This window comes from Pseudomonas sp. 05N432, assembly GCF_056396945.1.
In genome coordinates, this window is record NZ_JBFTMM010000011.1 from 170,385 (window position 1) to 195,938 (window position 25,554).

Consider the following 25,554-nt stretch of genomic DNA (forward strand, 5'->3'; position numbering starts at 1 on the left):
AATGTCACACTTCAATCGCGAGCAGGCTCGCTCCCACAGGGACTGCCGGCTAAAACCATCACAGTGATAAAAAGGAAGTTGCATTGCTGGAATTACTGAATCAATGGGCCTTCGGCGCCACGGACTGGCTGGTGATCGGGCTGGGCATCAGCCTGGCGTACATCGTCTTCGGCGTCGCTGGTTTCGGTACGGCGCTGGTGGCCGGGCCGATCCTGATTCTGTTCATGCCATTGTCGAAGATCGTGCCGTTGCTGGTGCTGCTGGATTTTATCGCGGCATTCGGCAATCTGTTGCCGTCGCGGCGCGATGTCGCCAGGCCCGAGTTGTTGCGCTTGCTGCCGTGCATGGCGGTGGGGTGTACGTTGGGAGTGATCTTCCTGCTGAACCTCAAATCGAACCTGTTGCTGCTATTGATGGGGCTGTTTATCAGCGCGTATGCGATTTACAGCTTGTGGGGGACCGCCCGGCCGACGCAGTTGGCTGCCGCGTGGGCGATCCCGATGGGCACGGTGGGCGGAATGTTCGGGGCGCTGTTCGGCAGTGGCGGCTTTTTATATGCCATCTATCTGAACAGCCGCTTGCCCAAGGATGAGGCCCGCGCCACGCAAAGTGCGTTGATCAGTTGCAGTACGGTGGTGCGCTTGAGCCTGTTCGCGATCGCCGGGGTCTATGCCGAGCTACCCTTGTTGGTACTGGCGGTGTGTTTGTTGCCGGCAATGGCGCTGGGGTTGTGGACTGGTCGACGGTTGACGATGAAGTTGTCCCGCGAGGCCTTTGTGCGGCTGGTGACCTGGCTGGTGCTGGCCAGTGGCATTGCCTTGATCGTCAGGTACCTGAACACTTGACCTGAGCCTGTCAGGGATTAAGCTGCCGACCGCCAAATCCTGTGGGAGCGAGCCTGCTCGCGAATAGGCCATCACCGTCAATATCAAGGTTGCCTGATCTGCCGCTATCGCGAGCAGGCTCGCTCCCACAGGGATAATCTTCAGTGTTTGCAACAGGGCTACACCCATGAACTCGCAAAGCATCCTCGTCCCGAAAATCTCCACACTGCCGGTGCACGAACCTCGGGCGCGGGCGATTGTGCGGTGGCTGGTGCGCAAGAACATCATTGAAGAACAGCTCACCACCTGCGGTCGTACCGGCAATCGCATGGCCCACGCCATCGCACCGGGAGCGCGGGCGGTGGTGTTGCATCCTGAGGCGCTGCCGTTTGGCGAGCCGATCAATGGGCTGGAAATCATCACCAAGCGCTGCATCTATACGCCGGCCAAGGGCTTTCTCGAAGAAGCCGGTTGTGCCGAATGCCGCAAGGAAATCGGCGAAGCGCTGTTCGAAAGCCTGGAAGACTGGATGCCGGGGCGCACCGACAACTTCATCTGCCCGGAATGCGGACATGAAGACGACATCAACGGCTTTCTGTTCCTGCAGGAATGCGGCTTCTCGAACCTGGGCTTTATCTTCAACAACTGGGCGGAGGCCGGGTTCAAGCAGAGCTTCATCGACGAATTCGCCGAATGGCTCGACCTGCCGGTGAGTTGGGTCAAGGTGGAGTTGTAGGGGGCCGAGTTACCCGTATATCAGTAATACCAATAATAGACAGAGTTTTACATTGAGCCGGCGGGGGTGTCTGAGTATAATGGCGCGCTTCCATTTTCCCGCTCGGGAGCCCCCGCGATGCTGCGTATCAGCCAAGAAGCTCTGACCTTCGACGACATTCTTTTAGTGCCTGGTTATTCCGAGGTGCTTCCTAACGAAGTCAGTCTCAAAACCCGCCTTACCCGTGGCATCGAGCTGAATATTCCACTGGTTTCCGCTGCCATGGACACCGTCACTGAAGCCCGTCTGGCAATTGCCATGGCTCAGGAAGGTGGCATCGGCATCATCCACAAGAACATGACCATCGAGCAGCAAGCTGCCGAAGTGCGCAAGGTCAAGCGGTACGAGGCCGGCGTGGTCAAGGACCCGATCACCATCGAGGCTGACGCCACGGTACGTGAGCTGTTCGAACTGACCCGCATGAACAACATCTCCGGCGTTCCGGTACTGCACGATGGCGACCTGGTCGGCATCGTCACTTCCCGTGACGTGCGTTTCGAGAACCGTCTGGACGCCACTGTCCGTGAAGTGATGACGCCTAAAGAGCGTCTGGTCACGGTCAAGGAAGGCGCCAACAAGAACGACGTTCGCGAGTTGTTGCACAAGCACCGTATCGAGCGCGTGCTGATCGTCGACGATAAATTCGCCCTCAAAGGCATGATGACCGTCAACGACATCGAAAAAGCCAAGGCCTACCCACTGGCCAGCAAGGACGACCAGGGTCGTCTGCGCGTCGGCGCTGCAGTCGGTACCGGTAAAGACACCGGCGATCGCGTCGCGGCACTGGTTGCTGCCGGTGTTGACGTGGTGGTGGTCGACACTGCCCACGGTCACTCCAAAGGCGTGATCGACCGTGTTCGCTGGGTCAAACAGAATTTCCCTGAAGTCCAGGTAATCGGCGGCAACATTGCCACCGGCGCTGCTGCCAAGGCCCTGGCCGAAGCGGGCGCGGATGCGGTCAAGGTCGGTATCGGCCCAGGCTCGATCTGCACCACCCGTATCGTTGCCGGTGTCGGCGTGCCGCAAATCAGCGCCATCGCCAACGTCGCCGCTGCCCTTGAAGGCACTGGCGTTCCGTTGATCGCCGACGGCGGTATCCGTTTCTCCGGTGACCTGTCCAAGGCCATCGTTGCCGGTGCTTCCTGCGTGATGATGGGCTCGATGTTCGCCGGTACTGAAGAAGCACCAGGCGAGATCGAACTGTTCCAGGGCCGTTCGTACAAGGCTTACCGTGGCATGGGTTCGCTGGGCGCCATGTCCCAGGCTCAAGGCTCTTCGGACCGTTACTTCCAGGACTCCTCGGCAGGCGCCGAGAAGCTGGTTCCGGAAGGTATCGAAGGGCGTGTTCCGTACAAGGGCACCCTGAGCGCCATCATCCATCAACTGATGGGCGGCCTGCGTTCCTCGATGGGTTACACCGGCAGTGCCGACATCGAAGAAATGCGCACCAAGCCTGAGTTCGTGCGGATCACCGGCGCTGGCATGGCCGAGTCGCACGTCCACGACGTACAGATCACCAAAGAAGCGCCAAACTACCGCGTAGGTTGAGCCTTCAAGCAAATCGTTAAGCAACCGGGGCTGTTCTATTCAGCCCCGAGTTGTTTCTGAATCACGACTGTTTTTGAATTACTTAGACGAGACTGAATCATGGCCCTCGACATTCACGCTCACCGCATCCTGATCCTCGACTTCGGTTCCCAGTACACCCAGCTGATCGCCCGTCGCGTGCGTGAAATCGGTGTTTACTGCGAACTGCACCCGTTCGACATGGATGAAGACGCGATTCGCGAATTCGCTCCAAAAGGCGTCATTCTCGCCGGCGGCCCCGAGTCCGTACACGTCGCTGACAGTCCGCGCTGCCCGCAAGCCGTATTTGACCTGGGCGTCCCGGTCTTCGGGATCTGCTACGGCATGCAGACMATGGCTGAACAGCTGGGTGGCAAGGTTGAAGGTTCCGAGCTGCGTGAGTTCGGTTACGCCCGTGTCGACGTCGTCGGCAAGAGCCGTCTGCTGGACGGTATCGAAGACCACATCGACGCCGATGGCCTGTTCGGCCTCGACGTATGGATGAGCCACGGTGACAAGGTCACCAGGATGCCAGAGGATTTCCACATCCTGGCCAGTACCCCGAGCTGCCCGATTGCCGGCATGTTCAACGATGCTCGCGGCTACTACGGCGTACAGTTCCACCCGGAAGTGACCCACACCAAGCAGGGCGGTCGCATCCTCTCGCGCTTCATCCTCGACATCTGCGGCTGCGAAGCCCTGTGGACGCCTTCGAAGATTGCTGAAGACGCTATCGCTCAGGTCCGCGCCCAGGTCGGTACCGACAACGTACTGCTCGGCCTGTCCGGCGGCGTTGACTCCTCGGTAGTTGCCGCACTGCTGCACAAAGCCATTGGCGATCAGCTGACCTGCGTCTTCGTCGACAACGGCCTGCTGCGTCTGCACGAAGGCGAGCAAGTGATGGCCATGTTCGCCGAGAACATGGGCGTCAAGGTGATCCGTGCCAACGCCGAAGACCAGTTCCTGAACAACCTGGCCGGCGAAAGCGACCCAGAGAAGAAGCGCAAGATCATCGGCCGTACCTTCATCGACGTGTTCGATGCCGAATCCTGCAAGCTCGACAACATCAAGTACCTGGCCCAGGGCACCATCTACCCGGACGTGATCGAGTCGGCTGGCGCGAAAAGCGGCAAGGCACACGTGATCAAGTCGCACCACAACGTGGGTGGCCTGCCGGAAGAAATGAACCTCAAGCTGGTTGAACCGCTGCGCGAGCTGTTCAAGGACGAAGTCCGTCGTCTGGGCCTGGAACTCGGCCTGCCGTACGACATGGTCTACCGTCACCCGTTCCCGGGCCCGGGCCTGGGCGTGCGGATCCTTGGTGAAGTGAAGAAGGAATACGCCGACCTGCTGCGTCGCGCCGACCACATCTTCATCGAAGAACTGCGCAAGGCCGACTGGTACCACAAAGTCAGCCAGGCGTTCGTGGTGTTCCAGCCGGTGAAATCGGTTGGCGTGGTGGGCGACGGCCGTCGTTACGCCTGGGTTGTCGCCCTGCGTGCAGTAGAAACCATCGACTTCATGACCGCGCGTTGGGCTCACCTGCCTTACGAGCTGCTGGAAACCGTCAGCGGCCGGATCATCAATGAAATCGAAGGCATCTCCCGCGTTACTTACGACGTGTCGAGCAAGCCGCCAGCGACGATCGAGTGGGAATGATCCCGATCTGACTGATCGTCCGTAATAACCGAAAGGCCCCGTGAATGTGAATTCACGGGGCCTTTTGCGTATCGCGTTACGGTGTTTTCCTACGCTGGCAAGCGTCCTTCGAGCTTCATGCCCATGCGGGTGAGTGCGTGCGAAAGATCGACCAGGCTGGGGTAAGTTTTTTGATGGACGTCGGTCCAGGCGGGGCGATTGACCAGGTATTGCCCATCGGCCGTTCGTTCAACCAGGGTTTCTGTGATCAGATTGGTTCTGCTGCGATGGATCAATGTCCAGGTTCCATCAGACTCCTTGAAGGTGAACATTCCCTGGCGGAACAGCAGGCGAGCGATTTCGTCCGGCGTTCGTTGCAGCATGGGCATCGGCACTTGCAGGCTGATATCGGCATACAAGGTGTCGAACTCTCCGTGGAATTTTACGGAGGGCGGGCTGGCATTGCGACCCACCTCGACGCCGTGGTCTATCTCTATATGCAGGCTGCGTTCTGGAAGCACCTCCTCAATACGCAAACCGATACCGCCGTTCATTTCACTGATGCCGGCAATGCCTCTAAAGGTATTGGTGTTTTCCTGGCCCGTCAGGACCACCCATTTACCTGATCTGCCAAGCGCTTCATTGGCACGCATGATCGTGGTGGTGAGGTAGTTTTTAATGGATTGTTCCTGAACGTCAATCAAGGGCGATGCCGGATAGCGGTAGCTTGCCAGGCAGTCGGTCGCCTGGATCCGGATACCGTTCTCGCGAGCCACCTTGACGACCTCGAGTGGGGTGAACTTCCCGGCAGGATCGCTTTGGAGCTGTTTCAGATACTTTTCGAGCATGCCGTCCATTTCAGCACCTCTGAGGAAAGTATTCAGGTCGAATTGATTGAAGTCGTTGAGCAAGCGATGCATATAGATCGTCTTGACGCCTTGTCTGGCCAACGTCTGCATGTTCTCGATCAGGAATCGCATACTGGCAATACGATCCTGGCTTTCTCCAATCACCAGCCCCGGCGAAGCATCAAAGATGTTCTGAATGAGTTCCGGGACAGTCATGGACGGCGTGATGACGGGCTGTACCGGACGTGCCGGTAATGAGGCAAAGAAGTTTTCTTTGGAAAGGAGGGCGCGAGTATCTTTCAACAGGGCGGCGCGATGTCCTGCGACGAACTCTTCATAGGCTGTCAGCCCTTGTATTCGTCCGTTGGGAAGGTTGATTATTTTTACGTGGGTTTCTTTTTTACCTAACGCCAGGACGTTGAGCGACCGCCCAGTGGCGGTATCGTACTTCGTCGAGGGCACGCTAAATGATTCCGGTGGTCGGACATGGTCGGGAAACCGGGAATGTCCCGCAACAGCGGTGAGGTCGTCTTTGCCGCCACCCTTTAAACCGGATTTCGGCGTCAGCTCCCACTCGCCCTCGGCATTCAAGCGCACGGGTATCGATCCTGTGGACGCGTATGGGTTTGCCGGGTCGATGATGGCCCAGGTGCCACCGCCATTGATGTCGGCTTCGTAGCGCACGTAATAGGCTGCGTCGTTCATCATGATCGCAGTCGAGGGGGTGGAGTTGAGCGAGTAGATGCCCTGGAACTTGCCGCTGGTGGCAAGCGGCGCCTCACTTTCCAGGATCTCGTTACTTTGCCAGTGCTCCGGTACTTCAAGGTTCTGTGCCGGCTCCGGCTTCAGGGGGATGAACTCTTGAATTTGAGTAACTGCGCTCTCTGAACCGTCGGACACCTCCGGTTCTTGCGCACCGATCGGCTCAGCAGGATTGGTGGCCTCCTGCAGCCTGGCCATTTCGGCGGCTTCAGCGGCCTCGGCCGAAGCGCCGACCTCCTCCAGAACATCGACCTCCTTGAGCAGCGGCAGGTTGAACAGAAGGTTGATGCCATCCAGCACGGCGCCTTTCACGCCTTCCTTGCGCTGGGCCACGGTTTTGCCGTTGACGGCCTTGTCGATGTTCAAGCCCATGGACGCGATGCTGGCTCCAATCACCGGCAGTGCAATCGGCCAACCGAGCAGCGCCAGCGGCCCGAAGACGTGCAGGCCGGCGCTCAGGTAACCCAGCCACATGCCTTTACGCAGTTGTCCGTTGGTCACCAGGGACAGATCGGCCTCTTGCGACATTGCGCTCTGCACATTACGGCTCAGCCAGGAAAACGCGTCACCGCTGACGGTGATGTTTTTTTGATTGATCAGATGGTGATCGTATTTACCCCACGTGCCCACCAACTGGTTCATCAGCGGCGTGATGTTGTCGTGGATCTCCTGGCGCACCGACAGCGGGAAATGCGTCATGAATTCGGCATAGCGCGTGTCATCGTTCATTTGCAGCAGGATCCACCAATGCATGTCCGTCAGCGTCGGGTGCACGTGGAACGCATCAGTGGCGCCGGGAACATAGGTGATTTGCCGTCCGCTACCGTCATCGATACGCAGGATATCGGTGGCGACATGCCCGGCTACATCCAGGGCGCACACCCGCAGATCGGCGGGTGCTGAGGTTTGCGCACGCACGTTCTCCAGGGTCAGCGGCCAGTTTTTGTCTGCGGCGACGGCCCGGATAACGGTCTGAAACTCTTCCTCCTGCAGCGTACCGTTTTCCCGTGCCTCGACGGCTTTACTCAGGTAGTTGCATTTCGCCAGGGCCCGGTAGTCATCAAAATGCACGCTCCAGTAGGCGTTCAGCTTGGCCAGATACCGATCGCTGAAGGTCTCGTGCCAGAAGTCCTTGAGCACGGCGCTGGGGTACATCCGCACTTCGTTGGTTTCGTTGTAAATGCTGGCGGTTGCATCGGCGGTGTAAAACCCGCCGTAACAGTCCAGCTGATCGAAGTAGTCCTGATCGGTGACGTAATACCGATGAATGACCAGTTGCGTCAGGGTCATTGACTGAGTGGGTTTAGGGTAGTGCTCCCAACCCAGGAAGGTTTTGGTGCTGCTGGCCGTGACATTGCCAAAACGATGCCACCAGACCTGATCGGGGTCCAGGCCGGTAACGCCGTGTTTTTTCAGGATTTCGGTGGCCATCCCATGGGCTTCTTCGTGCAGGTCGGGACAGGCAGTCACGATGACGGGCGCGATGCTCAGCAGGTGTTGTTTGTCTGTGTTATCGGGCAGCGTTTCACGTGTTTGATCGGTAGGCATGTTCTCGCTCCTTGAGAAATGGGCTGAGAGGATTGCTCATTTGCTCAAGGGAAGTGCACTACATAGTTATGCTCAAACACGATTCCGGAAGGTGTAGGGTCAGCGCCGCGCCACATCAGAAAAGTAGAACTTGTCCAGGGTATGCCGCGATTCGGTGTATTCGAACTGGCGGCCATCCTGCAAAAAGGTCTGGTTGCTGACCACGATCACATGGCTCTGGCCGTCGAGGTCCAGGTGCTGCTGGTCATCCTTGCTGCGCGGCACCGCTTCGATGGTGCGTTGGGCGTAGGCGATTTGCAGTTGCAGGGTCTGCTCGATGAAGGCGTAGATCGAGTGCTCGGCGATCTCGCGGTTCAGCCCCGGAATCAGGTCGGCGACGAAGTGGTTGATGTCGAGGATCACCCGCTTGCCGTCGATTCGACGCACGCGCTTGATCCGCGTGATCAGGCTGCCTTCTTCAGCTTTCAGGTGTTCGAGCAAGGCGCCTTGCAGGGGGATCTGTTCGAACTCCACGACCTCGGTGCTGACGTCGTTGCCGAGCCTTGGGTAGGTTTCCTGAAAACTGACGATGCCGCCGAGCTGGAATTCGATCGGGTTGGTCGACAGTACGAAGGTGCCTTTACCGTGGACTTTCTGGGCGAAGCCGCGTTCCTGAAGCAGTTCGATAGCCTTGCGCACGGTGCCGCGACTGGCCTGGTAGCTGTCCATCAATTCGGTTTCGGAAGGCAACCGCGCGCCGCGTTCCAGGCGTTCGGTGGTGATACTGGCAAGCAGATCGCTGTAGATCTGGTTGTATTTGCTCATGGTAGTGGCTGCGTTGTGCTCAAGGCAGGAACCTTAAGGGCAGAGGTGGGGTTTGTCCATTTGGCGTTGAAATACTCGCCCGTGGGAAATTGGGCCACTGGTCGGCTTGTGAGTAAACAAATTGAAACTCGTCTGTACGAGTTGTTGCATTAACTCGTACAGACGAGTACTTTTCGCTTCGGCATGCTGCCAACAACAAAAAAACACAGTGGATGAAAAAGCATGAGCCACGATTACCCGACTATCGCCAGCGAGCTGCTTCATAGCCTCGGTGGTGCTGACAACCTTGAACAGGCCGCGCATTGCGTCACGCGTCTGCGCCTGGCCCTCAAAGACCCGCAGCGGGTCGACAGCGCGACGCTGAACCAGATCGACCTGGTCAAAGGCTCGTTTTTCACCGGCGGCCTGTTTCAGGTGGTCATCGGTCCCGGCGAGGTCGAGAAGGTCTACGCCGCGCTACGCCAACAGACCGGTCTCGCCGCGTCGACCATCGCCGATGTGAAACAAAAGGGCGCCGACAAGACCAACGCCATGCAGCGTCTGGTGCGGGTGTTCTCCGATGTGTTCATGCCGATTCTGCCGGCGCTGATCATTGCCGGCCTGTTGATGGGCGTGAACAACCTGATCGGTGCCAAAGGCATGTTCATTGCCGGCAAGACCCTGCTTGAAGCCTACCCGACGCTGGACGGTGTCTGGAGCCTGATCAATCTGATGGCCAACACCTCGTTCGTGTTCCTCCCGGCGCTGGTCGGCTGGTCGGCGGCCAAGCGTTTTGGTGGCAGTGAAATCCTCGGCATCGTGCTCGGCCTGATGCTGGTTCACCCGGATCTGCTGAACGCCTGGAACTACGGCAAGGCGGTGGCCGGGCTGGACGGCCAGAGCCTGCCGTACTTCGATATTCTTGGCTGGTTCAAGATCGAGAAGGTCGGTTATCAGGGCCAGATCCTGCCGATCCTGATGGCCGCCTACGTCATGAGCGTCATTGAAAAATGGCTGCGGGCACGGGTGCCGAATGCCATCCAACTGCTGGTGGTGCCGATTACCACCATCGTCGTGACCGGGGTGTTGGCGCTGGCCGTGATCGGTCCGGTGACCCGCCACCTGGGGATTCTGATCACCGAAGGCGTGGTGACCTTGTTCGACCTGGCGCCGATGGTTGGCGGGGCGATTTTCGGTCTGCTGTATGCGCCGTTGGTGATCACCGGCATGCACCACATGTTCCTTGCGGTGGACCTGCAGTTGATCTCGACTCAGGGCGGCACGTTCATCTGGCCGATGATTGTCATGTCCAACCTTGCTCAGGGCAGCGCGGCACTCGGGGTGTTCTACATGACCCGCAGTGCGCGGGACAAAAGCATGGCTTCGACCTCGGCGATTTCCGCCTATTTCGGCATCACTGAACCGGCGATGTTCGGCGTCAACCTGCGCTACAAGTTTCCGTTCTACGCGGCACTGACCGGCTCGGCGCTGGGCTGCATGTTCCTGTCGCTGAACAAGGTTCAGGCCTCGGCGATTGGTGTCGGTGGCTTGCCCGGATTCATCTCGATCATCCCGCAGTTCATTCCGATGTTTGTGGTCGGGATGGTTGTCGCCATGGTCGTGCCGTTTGTTTTGACCTGTGGCATGAGCATGAAAATCGTTCGGCCCGGGTATCGCGTTGCMTGACAGATCGCTATCGCGAGCAGGCTCGCTCCCACAGGGTTTCGCATTTCATTGTGGGAGCGAGCCTGCTCGCGATGAGGCCCTTACGGCCAGTACAAAACTTACTGAAGGATTTGCGCCATGCAAGACTGGCAGCGTTCGGTGATCTACCAGATCTACCCGAAAAGCTTTCACAGCCACGCCGGCAACCCCACGGGCGATTTGCTCGGGGTGGTGGCCAAGCTCGATTACCTGCAATGGCTGGGGGTCGACTGCCTGTGGATCACCCCGTTCCTGCGGTCGCCGCAACGCGACAACGGCTACGACATCAGCGACTACTACGCCATCGACCCGAGCTACGGGACCATGGCCGACTGCGAGTTGCTGATTGCCGAGGCCGGCAAGCGCGGGATCAAGCTGATGCTCGATATTGTGGTCAACCACACCTCCATCGAGCACAGCTGGTTTCAGCAAGCGCGCAGCAGTCTTGATAACCCGTACCGTGACTTCTACATCTGGCGCGACCAGCCGAACAACTGGGAGTCCAAGTTCGGCGGCTCGGCCTGGGAATACGAGGCGCAAACCGGTCAGTACTTCCTGCACCTGTTCGACCACACCCAGGCCGACCTCAACTGGGACAACCCGCAGGTCCGTGCTGAAGTCTTCAAACTGATGCGCTTCTGGCGTGACAAAGGCGTGGGCGGTTTCCGTCTGGATGTGATCAACCTGATCTCCAAACCGGCGGACTTCCCCGAAGACCACACCGACGGCCGACGCTTCTACACCGACGGCCCGAACGTGCATGAGTACTTGCAGGAAATGCACCGCGAAGTCTTCGAAGGTCATGACCTGATCAACGTCGGCGAGATGTCTTCCACCAGCCTTGAGCACTGCATCCGCTATTCGCGACCGGACTCGAAAGAGCTGTCGATGACCTTCAACTTTCATCACCTGAAAGTCGATTACCCCAATATGCAGAAATGGATTCGCGCCGATTTCGATTTTCTTGAACTCAAGCGCATCCTTTCCGACTGGCAGACCGGGATGCAGGCCGGTGGCGGCTGGAATGCGCTGTTCTGGTGTAACCACGATCAGCCGCGAGTGGTGTCGCGGTTTGGCGATGACGGTGAACACCGGGTGGTTTCGGCGAAGATGCTCGGCACCGCACTGCACTTTTTGCAGGGCACGCCGTTCATCTATCAGGGTGAAGAGTTGGGCATGACCAACCCGGGCTTCGAGCGCATCGAGCAGTACCGGGATGTCGAAACCCTGAACATCTATCGCCTCAAGCGCGAGGCGGGCGAGTCCGAGTCATCGAGCATGGCGGCGATCATGCAGAAGTCCCGCGACAACAGTCGCACTCCCATGCAGTGGAGCGCGTTACCCAATGCCGGTTTCAGCAGCGCCGAGCCGTGGATCGGCGTGCCGGCCAACGCCACGCAGATCAACGTCGACAACCAGCTCGACGACGCGACTTCGGTGCTGCACCACTATCGCCAACTGATTGCCTTGCGCCGCAGCGAACCGCTGATCCAGGACGGCGTGTATCGCCAGCTCTTGCCCACGCACAAACAGGTCTGGGTGTACCTGCGTGAAGGCGAAGGCGAGCGGCTGTTGGTGGTGAACAACTTCTATGGCTCGGCGTGCGAAGTCGAGCTGCCGGAGCGGGTGATCACCGACTGCATGGTGCAACGCTTGGTGATCAGCAACTACCCGGGCTGTGAGGTGCGCAAGCAGCAGCTGTTCCTGCGGCCTTACGAGTCGTTCGTTCTGCACCTGACCGACCACTAAACAACAGGCTTTTCAAACAACTCGCAGGGCACTGCGCGGGGGCTTTTTGCGCGCAGGTTTTGCCGGATGAGCACAATAAAAATAATGGGGTGGCTCTTGAAAACAACAATAAATCGCAGCCTTGCGGCATCGTGCGTGTGCCTGGTATTGCCGTTCTCGGCCCACGCTCTGGAGTTCGCCGGCTACCTGCGCAGCGGCGTCGGGAGCACGGTCAATGGCGGCTCGCAATCGTGTTTCAAACTGCCCGGCGCAGAGTCGAAGTACCGTTTGGGTAACGAGTGCGAACAGTACGCGGAGCTGGAATTGCGTCAGAACCTGCTGACCCTCGATGACGGCTCGGTGCTCAGCGTCGATGGCATGGCTTCGCTGTACAACCAGTACGACCGCAACCTGACGTTCCAGGGTGACAACGGCTCGGTGCGGATGCCGCAGATGTATGCGCAATGGTCGAACCTGCCGAGCCTCAATGGCGGTTCGCTGTGGGCCGGTCGGCGCTACTACAAACGAAACGACATCCATATTTCCGACTTCTACTACTGGAACCAGAGCGCCACGGGTGGCGGTATCGAGGACGTGAAGATTGGCGACCTGAAATACAGCTACGCGTTTTCGCGCAAGGACAACCTGTACCAGAAGGACTACGTCACTCGACACGATTTCAACGTCTCAGGCTTTGATGCCAACCCTGGTGGGGAGCTGGAGTTTGGCCTGAGCTACATCGACAAGCCCGACCGTCGCGACGCGCACGCAGGCTGGGCAATCACCGCCCAACATGTGCAGAAAGACTTTTTCGGCGGCAAGAACAAACTGGCGTTGCAATACGGCGAAGGCCCCGGCACCGGGTTGGGCTACACCGGCGATGTGGGGCTGGATGACCGCAACAAGAGCTACCGCCTGGTGGAGTTCTTCGACTGGCAACTGACGCCGCGTTTTGGTGGTCAGGTCGAAGCGGTCTATCAGAAGGACATCCGCCCGGACGGTAACGGCCAGAACTGGATTTCCCTCGGCATTCGTCCGGCGTACGCGATCACCGATCAATTCAAACTGGTGACTGAGCTGGGGCACGATCAGGTCGAAGCTCCGGGCGGTACGCGCAAGCTGAGCAAATTCACTTTTGCCCCGACCTGGTCGCCCAAAGGTCCGGGTTTCTGGGAACGCCCCGAGGTGCGTTTGTACTACACCTATGCCAGCTGGAACGAGGCGGCCAAGCGTGCGGCCAATGAACTGGCGCAAGGTTCGGCGTTGTCCGATACCGGCGCGTTCGGCACGGCACTGCATGGCGCGAACGTCGGATTGCAGGTCGAGTACTGGTGGAAATAAGTACGGTAATCAGCAGCAGGCTCAACGTACTTTCGTAGCAGCTGGCGCAGCCGGCGTTCGGCTGCGGAGCAGTCGTGAATCCTGCATCCTCGGTCTGCCTGAATCACCGAGGTGCCTGATTTTACGACTGCTGCGCAGCCGAACGCCGCCTTCGGCAGCTGCTACAGGGTGCAGTGCTGCTCAATGTATCTATACAGAACAAAACCGCAGGTGAAGTCATGACCCTAACCCAACCCTTGCAATTGCTGGCGCCGCTGTCCGGGGTGCTGATGCCGCTTGATCACGTACCGGATCCGGTGTTCGCCAGCCGGGTGATCGGCGACGGCCTGTGCATCGATCCGACCTCGCAGGTCCTTTGCGCACCGTTGGCCGGCGTCGTCAGCAATCTTCAACACAGCGGCCATGCGATCAGCATCACCGATGACAGCGGTGTGCAGGTGTTGCTGCACATCGGCCTGGACACCGTGAACCTGAAAGGCCAAGGGTTCAGCGCCTTGGTCGAGCAGGGCCAGCGTGTCGAGGCCGGGCAGCCGTTGATCGAGTTCGATGCCGACTATATCGCCCTGCATGCCCGCAGCCTGTTGACCTTGATGCTGGTGGTCAGCGGCGAGCCCTTCAGTCTGCTGACACCGGACAGCGGTCTGGTGGCCTGTGCGCAGCCGTTGTTGCGCCTGAGCCTGGGCGATCCGCGTAGCGTTGTTGCGCAGGAGGAGGGCGAAGCGCTGTTCTCCAAACCGGTTCATCTGCCCAACCCCAATGGCCTGCACGCACGGCCGGCAGCGGTCTTTGCGCAGGCGGCGAAAGGTTTTGCTTCGAGCATTTGCCTGCACAAGCAGCAGGACAGCGCCAACGCCAAGTCGCTGGTGGCGATCATGGCGTTGCAGACGGTGCATGGCGATGCGTTGCAAGTCAGCGCGGTGGGCGAAGATGCCGAATTGGCAATCAGCACGCTGGCCCAATTGCTGGCAGACGGTTGCGGTGAGGCTGTGACTGCGGTGGCGGTGGTAGCGCCAGTGGTTCAGGCGCCGGAGGTGTCGGCGAAGCTGCTGCGTGGTGTCTGCGCTTCGGCGGGTTCCGCTTTCGGGTACGTGGTGCAAGTGGCGGAACGTGCTCTGGAAATGCCTGAGTTTGCCGCCGATCAACAGGTGGAGCGCGAGTCGCTGGAACGTTCGCTGAGGCACGCGACACAGGCGCTGCAACGCTTGCGTGACAACGCGGCGGGCGAGGCGCAGGCGGACATCTTCAAGGCGCATCAGGAGTTGCTGGAAGACCCGAGCCTGCTGGAACAGGCCCATGCCCTGATCGCTGAGGGCAAGAGCGCGGCGTTTGCCTGGAACAGCGCCACCGAAGCCACCGCGACGTTGTTCAAGTCGCTGGGCAGCACGTTGCTGGCCGAGAGGGCATTGGACCTGATGGACGTCGGTCAGCGTGTGCTCAAGCTGATTCTCGGAGTGCCGGACGGTGTCTGGGAGTTGCCGGATCAGGCGATCTTGATTGCCGAACAACTGACACCGTCGCAGACCGCTGCGCTGGACACCGGCAAAGTGTTGGGCTTCGCCACCGTCGGCGGAGGTGCCACCAGCCATGTGGCGATTCTCGCCCGGGCCCTGGGTTTGCCGGCGGTGTGTGGTTTACCGCTGCAAGTGCTGTCACTGGCCAGTGGCACCCGAGTGTTGCTCGATGCGGACAAGGGCGAATTGCACCTGGACCCGGCGGTGTCGGTCATCGAGCAGTTGCACGCCAAGCGCCAGCAGCAACGCCTGCGTCATCAACACGAGCTGGAACACGCTGCACGGGCCGCCGTCACTCTCGACGGTCATCACTTTGAAGTCACGGCCAATGTGGCTTCGCTGGCCGAAACCGAGCAGGCCGTGAGCCTCGGGGCTGAAGGTATCGGCCTGTTGCGTTCGGAGTTTTTGTATCAGCAGCGCAGCGTGGCGCCGAGTCACGATGAACAGGCCGGCACCTACAGCGCCATAGCCCGCGCACTGGGCCCGCAGCGCAATCTGGTGGTGCGCACGCTGGATGTCGGCGGCGACAAACCCTTGGCCTACGTGCCGATGGACAGCGAGGCCAATCCGTTTCTGGGGATGCGCGGGATTCGCCTGTGCCTGGAGCGTCCGCAACTGCTGCGTGAGCAGTTCCGGGCGATTCTGAGCAGCGCCGGTCTGGCCCGTCTGCATATCATGTTGCCGATGGTCAGCCAGCTGTCGGAGCTGCGTCTGGCGCGGCTGATGCTTGAAGAAGAGGCGCTGGCGCTGGGGATCGAGGAGTTGCCGAAACTGGGCATCATGATCGAAGTCCCGGCAGCGGCGCTGATGGCGGACCTGTTTGCGCCCGAGGTGGATTTCTTTTCCATTGGCACCAACGACCTGACTCAGTACACCCTGGCCATGGACCGCGATCACCCGCGCCTGGCCAGTCAGGCCGACAGTTTTCACCCATCGGTGCTGCGCTTGATCGCCAGCACCGTGAAGGCCGCCCATGCCCATGGCAAGTGGGTCGGGGTGTGTGGCGCACTGGCGTCGGAGACCTTGGCGGTGCCGCTGTTGCTGGGGCTGGGGGTGGATGAGCTGTCGGTCAGCGTGCCGCTGATTCCGGCGATCAAGGCGGCGATTCGCGAGGTCGAACTCAGCGACTGTCAGGCCATCGCGCATCAGGTGCTCGGGCTGGAAAGCGCCGAGCAGGTCCGCGAGGCGTTGAGTGTGCAGCAGGCGATGGTCGAAACTTCACAGGTGTTGGAGAACTGAACATGTTCGAGAAAATGCAACGGGCGTTCTGGAAGGCATTGACCCCGGACCTGGTGGTGGATGAACCGAAGCGGGTTGCCCAACCTGCCTCGGGTTTGGCCGCGAATGTGGTGGCCGCGCTGGGCGGTGTGGATAACCTCAAATCCCAACAGCGCCTGGCACTGACGCGGGTGCGGGTGGAGTTGAAAGATGCCGCGCTGCTGGACGCGATGGCCTTGCGTGCAGCGGGTGTGCCGGGGGTGATGACGTTGGCGGGTGGGGTGGTGCATTTGATCGTGGGATTGTCGGTGGCTTGAGCTGGGCGTTTGCCTCAAGAACCACCCCTCACCCTAACCCTCTCCCCAAAGGGGAGAGGGGACTGACCGTGGGTTTCTGAAGGTTTACGGCGACCTGCGATTTCGAGTCGAACTCAGGCCTCAAGAACGATAAATATCTGCCCCCTCTCCCCTCTGGGGAGAGGGTTGGGGTGAGGGGTGGCTTCCTGACCCAACCCCAAAGCAAGACCTGCCATCCACCGCGTTGCCCTTACTGTTTCTCATCCGCAGGTGTATCGTATTCGCCTTTTGCGGGCACAGGCCTGCCGCTGATACGTGAGGTTGTTGAGTTCATGTCCTTTACCCGTCGACAAATACTGGGTGGTCTGGCCGGTCTGGCAGTGGTGGGCGTCGGGGCGGGTGGTGCATCGCGTTACTGGCTGAGGAAAATGGCCGACGCCAACGCGGGTCATGACTACGAACTGATCGCCGCGCCGCTGGATGTCGAGCTGGTGCCGGGGCACAAAACCGAGGCCTGGGCCTTTGGTCCGTCGGCGCCGGGGACGGAACTGCGGGTACGTCAGGGCGAATGGCTGCGGGTGCGCTTCATCAACCATCTGCCGGTGCCCACCACCATTCACTGGCACGGTATCCGTTTGCCGCTGGAGATGGACGGCGTGCCGTACGTCTCCCAATTGCCGGTGCTGCCGGGCGAGTATTTCGACTACAAATTCCGCGTGCCGGACGCTGGCAGCTACTGGTATCACCCGCACGTGAACAGCAGCGAAGAGCTGGGGCGCGGGTTGGTCGGGCCGCTGATCATCGAAGAACGCGAGCCCACCAGTTTCAAGTACGAGAAGACCCTTAGCCTGAAAAGCTGGCACGTCGATGAAGAAGGCGCTTTCGTGCCGTTCAGCATTCCGCGTGAAGCGGCGCGCGGCGGCACGGCCGGGCGTCTGGCGACCATCAATGGAGTACCGCTGCCGGTGATCGACTTGCCGGCCGGGCAGATCACTCGGGTACGCTTGTTGAATCTCGACAACACCCTGACTTACCGCCTCAACATTCCGGGCGTCGAAGCGCAGATCTACGCGCTCGACGGCAACCCGATCGAGCCACGTCCGCTGGGTAAGGAATACTGGCTGGGCCCCGGCATGCGGATTTGCCTGGCGATCAAGGCCCCGGCGGCGGGTGAAGAATTGTCGCTGCGTAACGGGCCGGTGCGCATTGGCACCTTGCGTTCGGTGGTCAACAATGACGCACCAACCCAGTGGCCACCGGCGCTGCCGGCCAACCCGATTTCCGAGCCGGACCTGGCCAATGCCGAGAAGCTCAATTTCAATTTCGAGTGGGTTGGATCGGTGTCGGTGAACGTCGATAATGGCAAGCCGCCGAGCCTCTGGCAGATCAACGGCAAGGCCTGGGACATCACCGACAAAACCTGCGCCGACCGCCCGATTGCCAAGCTTGCGAAGGGCAAAAGCTACATTTTCGAATTGAAGAACATGACCCAGTACCAGCACCCGGTTCACTTGCACGGCATGAGCTTCAAGGTCATTGCCTCGAACCGCAAAAAGATCATCCCGTATTTCACCGACACCTACCTGCTGGGCAAGAACGAACGCGCCCAGGTGGCGCTGGTGGCGGATAATCCGGGGGTGTGGATGTTCCACTGCCATGTGATCGACCATATGGAAACCGGCCTGATGGCCGCCATCGAGGTGGCTTGATGCGTCAGATACGCCCCGCGAAGATCATCGACCGTAGCCGCGATCAGGACTTCATGCGTGAGGCCCTGGCGCTGGCCGCGCAAGGTGCCGCCCTCGGTGAAGTTCCGGTGGGCGCGGTGCTGGTGCAGGACGGTGAAATCATCGGTCGCGGCTTCAATTGCCCGATCAGCGGCAGCGACCCCAGCGCCCACGCCGAAATGGTCGCGATCCGCGCTGCGGCGCAGGCCGTGAGCAACTATCGCCTGCCGGGCAGCACGCTGTACGTCACGCTGGAACCGTGCAGCATGTGCGCCGGTTTGATCGTGCATTCACGGATTGCGCGGGTGGTTTATGGGGCGCTGGAGCCCAAGGCCGGGATCGTGCAAAGCCAGGGGCAGTTCTTCACCCAGGGCTTTCTCAACCACCGGGTGCTGGTCGAAGGCGGGGTATTGGCCGAAGAGTGCGGCACGGTGCTAAGCGAGTTCTTCAAAGCCCGACGCGCCAAACCAGCAGACTAAACACCCAACCAATGTGGGAGCGAGCCTGCTCGCGATGAGGCCCTTTCAGTCAACAACAATGTTGAATGACAGTCCGCTATCGCGAGCAGGCTCGCTCCCACAGGGGGGATCTCCATTGGCAGGGAGATTGGGCGTTATTTTTTGGCGACGATCACCGCGCGCATCGGTGCCGGCAGACCTTCAATGGTCTTGCTGTGGTCCTCGGGATCGAGGAAGTCGCTCAGCGACTGATACTTCATCCACTCGGTCCCGCGTTGTTCTTCAACCGTGGTCACACTGACATCCACACAGCGCACATCGCTGAATCCGGCACGGCGCAACCAGAGCATCAGCGCCGGCACCGACGGCAGGAACCAGACGTTGCGCATCTGCGCATAGCGGTCTTCCGGCACCAGCACTTGCTGCTCATCGCCTTCGATCACCAGCGTTTCCAGCACCAGCTCACCGCCCTTGACCAGGCAATCCTTCAGCGCCAGCAAATGCTCGATCGGCGAGCGGCGGTGGTAGAACACGCCCATGGAGAACACGGTGTCGAAGCCTTCCAGATTTGGTGGCAGGTCTTCAAAAGGAAATGGCAGGTGCCAGGCGTTGGGCTCGGCCAGGTAACGCTGCACCGCCTGGAACTGGCAGAAAAACAGCCAGTTCGGGTCGACGCCGATCACGCTGTCGGCACCCGCGCCGAGCATGCGCCACATGTAGTAACCGTTGCCGCAGCCGACATCGAGGATGCGTTTACCCTTGAGGTCGAGGTGCGGGGCGACCCGCGACCACTTCCAGTCCGAACGCCATTCGGTGTCGACGTGCACGCCGAACAGGTCGAACGGGCCTTTGCGCCAAGGCGACAAACCCATCAATGCGGTACGCATTTGCACGCGGGTTTCATCGTCGCAATCGGTGTCGAGGGTCAGGCCGTTCAGCAGGTCGACTTCACTCGGCTGGAGCTTTGGCAGGGCGTCCAGCGCACTCTGCCAGCGCTCCAGATCGCCGTGACCTTTTTCCATTTTTGCGTCGAGTTGCGCTTGCAGGGTGTTGGCCCAATCGGCCAGTGGTGTGCCGGCCAGACGGCGGGCGAGGGGAGACAGATCAATCATGGCAAGGCAATCAACGAGGCAAAGTTAAGACACTGGAACCACGGCACGACTTTCGAGAACCCGGCGGCCAGCAGGCGTTCGCGGTGTTCCTGGAGGCTGTCGGGCTTCATGACGTTTTCGATGGCGCTGCGCTTCTGGGCGATTTCCAGTTCGCTGTAGCCGTTGGCGCGTTTGAAGGCGATGTGCAGGTCGGTGAGCAGCGCGTGTTCTTCGGCATCTTCGAAACGCAGCTTCTCCGAAAGGATCAATGCACCGCCTGGCAACAGCGACTGGCGGATGCGTCCGAGCAGTGCCAGGCGTTGGTCCGGGGCGATGAATTGCAGGGTGAAGTTCAGCGCCACCACCGAGGCCGGTTTGAACTCCAGCGCGAGAATGTCGCCTTCGATCACGTCAACCGGCAACAGCTCCTGGAACATCGAGTCCTGGCCGTTGAGGTATTCGCGGCAACGCTCGACCATCGCCGCCGAGTTATCCACCGCGATTACCCGGCAACCGTCGGTGCGCACGTGACGGCGCAGGGCCTGGGTCACCGCGCCAAGCGACGAACCGAGATCGTAGAGCACGCTACCCGGTTGGGCGAACTGCGCCGCGAGCACGCCGAGGTTTTCGACAATGGTCGGGTAACCCGGCACCGAGCGCTTGATCATGTCCGGGAACACCCGCACCACGTCCTCGTTAAAGGCGAAGTCAGGCACCTGGGCCAAAGGCTGGGCGAAAAGGCGATCGGATTCTTTGCTCACGGCGGTTCCAGCGGCGGATGTGGAAAAGGCCGGCATTTTAGCCAACTTGGCGCGTGGATGCGCGGGTTGTCTGATAAACCGCGTTCGCGAAGTACACGACCTCCGTAGCAGCTGGCGAAGCCTGCGTTCGAGGGCGGAGCCCTCGCAATACGGGCGACACCAATACACCTGAAGCAGCGCGGTGTGAGGATTACGACTGCTTCGCAGCCGAACGCAGGCTTCGCCAGCTGCTACAGGGAGTGTTGTTTGCCGCGTTGTTGGGAGAACGCCGACGCGGTAATCCCCCATTGCCCCAGCCAGTAGCTGAGGATGATCACGTAGGGCGCCGCCTGGAACGGCACGACAAAACGGCTGATGCCGATCACGCTGTCGGAGAACACAAACGCCAGCGCACCACCGGCCGCCAACAGTGCCGAACGCTTGGGCACGTCGCTGCCCAAACGGGCCAGGGCACGCCAAAGCATGGCGCTGATGGCCACGCCATAAACGATCACCGGAACCAGCAACGGCCCCAGGCCATGGCTGATCAGAATCCCCAGCAACAGCGCGCCAACCCCGAGCGCGAGCATCAGAGGCGCCAGCGCCAGGCGTCGGCAATCACTCAAATAGGCTTTCAAGTACACCAGGTGCGCGACCAGAAACGCGCCCAGGCCAAACACGAACAAATCCCCCGGCCACGCCAACAGCACATCGCCGAGCACCGAAAACATCAGGCCAAGGCTGATCCAGCGCCGATAGTCGCTGGGCGGCGCGTCGTGCAACCAGCCGAGCAGCGCCAGCACCGGCAACGGTTTGACCACTAGGCACAGCAACGCGGCGTGAATGCTCACTCCGTAAAGAAACGTCACCGCGCCCATCAGCGCCAGAATCAGCCAGCCCATGTTCAGTTGACCGAAATCGCGCAGTCGAAAGTTTGCGCAGGTTCGACTTCCGGTTCCCACGGCTGTTGATAAGTCAGGCGCAAACGCCCGTTGCCTGCGGCGAAGGCTTGAAAGCGCCAGGTCGATTGCCCGCCACTGCCCACCAACCCGGTGTTCTCCGGGTTGCTGTAAACCTCGGGGCTGATCGCCCGCAGCACACCGCCAGCCGAATCCTGGATCGCCCAGCGATAACCGGTGGTCGGGTTGCTTGGCAGGGTCAGGATCAGGTGTTGCCCGTTGTTCAGTTGCACCGGGCATTCGCTTTGTTTTTCCACCGTCACGTTCTGTTTTGGTTGACTGGCGCAGGCGGCCAGCAGGGCGAGGCTCAGGGGGACAAACAGGCGGGTGGGGGACATAAGGTCAGCAGCTCCGGTATTCACGACGAACGGCGAGCATAACCGAAGATGAGACAAAGTGTGACCGATGAACTGATCTCAGGTTAGCTCGCTGTTTTTTGTGCGCGTGAGTTGGCGTCACTCAACGGTTATAGCTGTCGGGTCACTCCAGCGAGATGTGTGTACGCTAGAAAACTGCCGGGTCTTCAGTTCATATGAACCAGGCGTAAGAGACCATTTGGGTGTCGCACTCCACCACCCGCCTAGATCGGGAGTTACGCTGTGCTGATATGTGATGATTGGGGAAGACTTCAGCGTCAGTTCAATTTCGACGGTGTTACTGAAACTATAAGATGTCCCTTTAATGATTTGGTCGAGCCTGGGAAGCGACCCTCCAGCAGAGGGTTCTGCAATGGCTGATGGCGCGAGCAATTTTGTGAAGAATACCGTTGGGCTTGGCTCTGATGTTTCGCCGTTCCAATGTTCCTGCCTTACACGAATCCAGGCATCTTGTTTAGGGGACTCAAAGTGGTCTGATGGGTTGGAATATTTCCAGCTCCCATCCTGCTCCACGTTGGTCACTCTTTCCCAGTGAGCCGGGTTCATGAAGTTCGAGTTTACGAAAATTGCGCACCCGACTTCGCCAGTCCCTTTCAGCTCCAGCGTTTCAACCTCATCCCTCTCTGTTGGACTCAAGATAACGGGAGGGGCCAATACAACGGCTTTCTTTTCCATGATTGCTCACTATTGAACGTGGGGTGAGTAACCGTTTTATCAAGTTCGAAGATAAGCGCCACCTGTTAGAAATACCAGTTCCGACAAGCGGCGCTGATGGAGCTATCGCTAAAATGCGGTGAAGCAGTCGATCAGAACAACACCTTCGCCACATCCGCAAAGCGCTTGGCAAAGTGCACGGTAATCCCCTCTTTCAAGTAATCCGGCAGTTCCTCAAAACTGCCGCGATTGGACTCCGGCAAGATCAGTTCGAAGATCTTCTGTCGCCGCGCCGCGATCACTTTCTCGCGGACCCCGCCAATCGGCAGCACATGCCCGGTCAGGGTCAGTTCGCCGGTCATGGCCACGCCTTTTTTCGGCGGCTGGTTGCGCGCCAGTGAGAGCAGGGCGCTGGCCATGGTCACGCCGGCGCTTGGGCCGTCTTTCGGTGTTGCACCTTCCGGCACGTGGAGGTGGATGAACGCTTCGTCAAAGAACTTCGCATCGCCACCGAATTGCTTGAGGTGCGAGCTGACGTAGCTGTAGGCGATCTCGGCCGATTCCTTCATCACGTCACCCAATTGCCCGGTGAGCTTGAAGCCGCGGTTGAGGGTGTGAATGCGCGTGGCTTCGATCGGCAAGGTCGCGCCGCCCATGCTGGTCCAGGCCAGACCGGTGATGACCCCGGTGCCGGACAGCACTTGTTCGTTGCGGAACACCGGCATGCCGAGTGAGGCTTCGAGGTCTTTGGGGCCGATCTTGATCACAGCTTTCGGTTCGTCGATCAGCTTCACCACCGCTTTGCGCACCAGTTTGCCCAGTTGTTTTTCCAACTGGCGCACCCCGGCTTCGCGGGCATAACCGTCGATCAGGGCTCTCAGCGCGCTGTCGCTGATGGACAGGCTGGTTTTCGACACCCCGGCTTTCTCAAGCTGTTTTGGCCACAGGTGACGCTTGGCRATGGCRACYTTTTCTTCGGTGATGTAGCCCGACAGGCGAATCACTTCCATCCGGTCGAGCAAGGGACCTGGAATCGAGTCCAGGGTGTTGGCGGTGCAGACGAACAGCACTTTCGACAGGTCCAGGCGCAGGTCCAGGTAATGGTCGAGGAATTCGACGTTCTGTTCCGGGTCCAGGGTTTCCAGTAGCGCCGAGGCTGGGTCGCCCTGGAAGCTTTGGCCCATCTTGTCGATTTCGTCGAGCATGATCACCGGGTTCATCACTTCAACGTCTTTCAACGCCTGGACCAGTTTGCCCGGCAGCGCGCCGATGTAGGTGCGGCGATGGCCCTTGATCTCGGCTTCGTCGCGCATACCGCCGACGCTGAAGCGATAGAACGGCCGTCCCAGCGACTCGGCGATGGATTTACCGACGCTGGTCTTGCCCACGCCCGGTGGACCGACCAGCAACACGATGGAACCGGCGATCTCACCTTTGTAGGCGCCGACCGCAAGGAATTCGAGGATCCGGTCCTTGATGTCGTCGAGCCCTGCGTGGTGTTGGTCGAGGACTTTGCGCGCGTGTTTGAGGTCGAGTTTGTCCTCGCCATAAACGCCCCACGGCACTGCTGTCGCCCACTCCAGGTAGTTGCGGGTGACGGCGTATTCCGGCGAGCCGGTTTCGAGGATCGACAGCTTGTTCATTTCCTCTTCAATGCGTTTCTGTGCCTGTGGCGGCAGGACCTTGCCCACCAGCCGCTGCTCGAACTGCTCGACGTCGGCGCTGCGGTCGTCCTTGGTCAGCCCCAGTTCCTGCTGGATGACCTTGAGTTGTTCCTTGAGGAAAAACTCGCGCTGGTGTTCGCCGATCTTGCGGTTCACTTCGGCAGAGATTTCTTTCTGCAAGCGCGCGACTTCGACTTCCTTGCGCAGCATCGGCAGGACTTTTTCCATGCGCTTGAGCATTGGCACGCAGTCGAGCACTTCTTGCAGCTCGCTGCCGGTGGCCGAGGTCAGGGCGGCGGCGAAGTCGGTCAGTGGCGACGGATCGTTGGGGCTGAAGCGGTTGAGGTAGTTTTTCAGCTCTTCGCTGTACAGCGGGTTGAGCGGCAGCAGTTCCTTGATCGCGTTGATCAGCGCCATGCCGTAGGCCTTGACCTCATCGGTCGGCTCGCTTGGCTGGTGCGGGTATTCGACTTCCACCAGGTACGGTGGGCGATGGTGCTTTAGCCAGGTCTTGAGGCGTACGCGGGTCAGGCCCTGGGCGACGAATTGCAGTTTGCCGTTTTCGCGGCTGGCGTGATGGATCTTCACCAGGGTGCCGTAAAGCGGCAGGGCGGAGGTGTCGAAGTGCCGTGGGTCTTCTTGCGGGCTGTCCATGAAGAACAGCGCGAGCGAGTGATGTTCGGACTTGGCGACCAGGTCGAGGGTTTCGGCCCAGGGTTCTTCGTTGACGATCACCGGCAGTACTTGCGCGGGGAAGAACGGGCGGTTGTGGATCGGGATGATGTAGACCTTGTCCGGCAGGTTCTGGCCGGGCAGGGCCAGGCCTTTGCCTGCTGAGGTAGGGTGTTCGGCGTGTTCGGGGTCGGCGTAGTCGCTCGGGTTATCCGGGAATTCTTGCTGGTCGCTCATGGGGCACCTGCGCAATGGGGTATGAGGGATAGATGGGGCAGGTGGTGGGTGGTTTCAATGGGGGGCGGTTGTTAGCGGGTGTTTCATAAGGTGTATCCGCCCAACTATTGTGGGAGCGAGCCTGCTCGCGATGGCGGCCTGACAGCCGGACTATCTCCCGCAGATGTACACCAATCAAACCTGTGGGAGCTGGCTTGCCTGCGAAGGCGGCCTGACAGCCGGCCTATCTTTCGCAGATGTACACCAATCCATTGTGGGAGCGAGCCTGCTCGCGATGGCGGCCGGACAGCCGACCAATCTCTCGCAGGTGTACATATCCATTCCTGCGGTAACGGCGGCTGGCGGTTTCGCCCTTACGGCGACTCACTTTTTTTACAAGCGCCTAAAAAAAGTAAGCAAAAAAACGCTCGCCCCAAGCGTACGGCACCTCGCC

The 25,554-nt window shown here is 59.8% G+C and carries 20 protein-coding genes; 12 read left to right on the plus strand and 8 right to left on the minus strand.

Annotated elements, in window-relative coordinates:
- Positions 1 to 83: 83 nt before the first annotated feature.
- From AC1DHT_RS14145 to guaA, 4 genes are all read left to right on the plus strand, one after another.
- Positions 84 to 845 carry a sulfite exporter TauE/SafE family protein gene (locus tag AC1DHT_RS14145; protein ID WP_427544395.1) on the plus strand — a complete coding sequence of 254 codons (762 nt, stop codon included), beginning with the start codon at positions 84 to 86 and terminating at the stop codon, positions 843 to 845.
- 166 nt (positions 846 to 1,011) lie between these two features.
- The gene (locus AC1DHT_RS14150; RefSeq protein WP_145015139.1) at positions 1,012 to 1,560 is read left to right on the plus strand and encodes a sugar ABC transporter ATPase; all 549 of its coding nucleotides are present in this window, start codon (positions 1,012 to 1,014) and stop codon (positions 1,558 to 1,560) included.
- 117 nt (positions 1,561 to 1,677) lie between these two features.
- Positions 1,678 to 3,147: an IMP dehydrogenase gene (gene guaB, locus AC1DHT_RS14155; protein WP_427533309.1), complete on the plus strand. Its 1,470-nt coding sequence runs from the start codon at positions 1,678 to 1,680 to the stop codon at positions 3,145 to 3,147.
- A 99-nt stretch (positions 3,148 to 3,246) separates the two neighbouring features.
- The gene (guaA, locus tag AC1DHT_RS14160) at positions 3,247 to 4,824 is read left to right on the plus strand and encodes a glutamine-hydrolyzing GMP synthase (RefSeq protein ID WP_427544392.1); all 1,578 of its coding nucleotides are present in this window, start codon (positions 3,247 to 3,249) and stop codon (positions 4,822 to 4,824) included.
- Positions 4,825 to 4,913: 89 nt separating this feature from the next.
- On the opposite strand, the gene AC1DHT_RS14165 is transcribed toward guaA, so the two are convergent.
- Positions 4,914 to 7,961, minus strand: coding sequence for a membrane-targeted effector domain-containing toxin (locus AC1DHT_RS14165; RefSeq protein WP_442114775.1), 3,048 nt, complete (start codon positions 7,959 to 7,961; stop codon positions 4,914 to 4,916).
- Between the two features lie 99 nt (positions 7,962 to 8,060).
- Positions 8,061 to 8,765, minus strand: a complete 705-nt coding sequence (treR, locus tag AC1DHT_RS14170) for a trehalose operon repressor (protein ID WP_427544386.1) — start codon at positions 8,763 to 8,765, stop codon at positions 8,061 to 8,063.
- Between the two features lie 222 nt (positions 8,766 to 8,987).
- Between treR and treP the strand changes: the two genes are divergently transcribed.
- The 7 genes from treP to tadA all read left to right on the plus strand — a co-directional run bounded on the left by treP (position 8,988) and on the right by tadA (position 18,748).
- The gene (gene treP / locus AC1DHT_RS14175) at positions 8,988 to 10,430 is read left to right on the plus strand and encodes a PTS system trehalose-specific EIIBC component (protein WP_427544383.1); all 1,443 of its coding nucleotides are present in this window, start codon (positions 8,988 to 8,990) and stop codon (positions 10,428 to 10,430) included.
- Positions 10,431 to 10,547: 117 nt separating this feature from the next.
- Positions 10,548 to 12,197 carry an alpha,alpha-phosphotrehalase gene (gene treC, locus AC1DHT_RS14180; RefSeq protein ID WP_427544380.1) on the plus strand — a complete coding sequence of 550 codons (1,650 nt, stop codon included), beginning with the start codon at positions 10,548 to 10,550 and terminating at the stop codon, positions 12,195 to 12,197.
- A 96-nt stretch (positions 12,198 to 12,293) separates the two neighbouring features.
- Entirely contained in the window at positions 12,294 to 13,517 is a 1,224-nt protein-coding gene (locus AC1DHT_RS14185) for a maltoporin (RefSeq protein WP_427544378.1), read from the plus strand.
- Positions 13,518 to 13,735: 218 nt separating this feature from the next.
- Positions 13,736 to 16,267, plus strand: a complete 2,532-nt coding sequence (ptsP, locus tag AC1DHT_RS14190) for a phosphoenolpyruvate--protein phosphotransferase (RefSeq protein ID WP_427544375.1) — start codon at positions 13,736 to 13,738, stop codon at positions 16,265 to 16,267.
- A 2-nt stretch (positions 16,268 to 16,269) separates the two neighbouring features.
- The gene (locus AC1DHT_RS14195) at positions 16,270 to 16,563 is read left to right on the plus strand and encodes a PTS sugar transporter subunit IIB (protein ID WP_427544373.1); all 294 of its coding nucleotides are present in this window, start codon (positions 16,270 to 16,272) and stop codon (positions 16,561 to 16,563) included.
- 311 nt (positions 16,564 to 16,874) lie between these two features.
- Positions 16,875 to 18,251, plus strand: coding sequence for a multicopper oxidase family protein (locus tag AC1DHT_RS14200; RefSeq protein ID WP_427544370.1), 1,377 nt, complete (start codon positions 16,875 to 16,877; stop codon positions 18,249 to 18,251).
- Entirely contained in the window at positions 18,251 to 18,748 is a 498-nt protein-coding gene (gene tadA / locus AC1DHT_RS14205) for a tRNA adenosine(34) deaminase TadA (protein WP_427544367.1), read from the plus strand. The genes AC1DHT_RS14200 and tadA overlap by 1 nt, the downstream gene beginning before the upstream one ends.
- Before the next feature lie 134 nt (positions 18,749 to 18,882).
- Here tadA and cmoB read toward each other — a convergent pair whose 3' ends face one another.
- The 6 genes from cmoB to lon form a co-directional block, all read right to left on the minus strand.
- Complete coding sequence (gene cmoB, locus AC1DHT_RS14210) at positions 18,883 to 19,839, minus strand: tRNA 5-methoxyuridine(34)/uridine 5-oxyacetic acid(34) synthase CmoB (protein WP_429539373.1); 957 nt, start codon at positions 19,837 to 19,839, stop codon at positions 18,883 to 18,885.
- Positions 19,836 to 20,615 carry a carboxy-S-adenosyl-L-methionine synthase CmoA gene (cmoA, locus tag AC1DHT_RS14215; protein ID WP_442114776.1) on the minus strand — a complete coding sequence of 260 codons (780 nt, stop codon included), beginning with the start codon at positions 20,613 to 20,615 and terminating at the stop codon, positions 19,836 to 19,838. The genes cmoB and cmoA overlap by 4 nt, the downstream gene beginning before the upstream one ends.
- Before the next feature lie 194 nt (positions 20,616 to 20,809).
- Positions 20,810 to 21,460: a lysoplasmalogenase gene (locus AC1DHT_RS14220; protein ID WP_427547310.1), complete on the minus strand. Its 651-nt coding sequence runs from the start codon at positions 21,458 to 21,460 to the stop codon at positions 20,810 to 20,812.
- Positions 21,461 to 21,462: 2 nt separating this feature from the next.
- Positions 21,463 to 21,855 carry a protease inhibitor I42 family protein gene (locus AC1DHT_RS14225; RefSeq protein ID WP_427547312.1) on the minus strand — a complete coding sequence of 131 codons (393 nt, stop codon included), beginning with the start codon at positions 21,853 to 21,855 and terminating at the stop codon, positions 21,463 to 21,465.
- A 117-nt stretch (positions 21,856 to 21,972) separates the two neighbouring features.
- Positions 21,973 to 22,569 carry a hypothetical protein gene (locus AC1DHT_RS14230; RefSeq protein ID WP_427532934.1) on the minus strand — a complete coding sequence of 199 codons (597 nt, stop codon included), beginning with the start codon at positions 22,567 to 22,569 and terminating at the stop codon, positions 21,973 to 21,975.
- Between the two features lie 131 nt (positions 22,570 to 22,700).
- Positions 22,701 to 25,121, minus strand: a complete 2,421-nt coding sequence (gene lon, locus AC1DHT_RS14235; protein ID WP_427547315.1) for an endopeptidase La — start codon at positions 25,119 to 25,121, stop codon at positions 22,701 to 22,703.
- A 163-nt stretch (positions 25,122 to 25,284) separates the two neighbouring features.
- Here lon and AC1DHT_RS14240 point away from each other — a divergent pair.
- Positions 25,285 to 25,554: hypothetical protein (locus tag AC1DHT_RS14240; protein WP_442114777.1), on the plus strand; the 270-nt coding region annotated here is incomplete at its 3' end.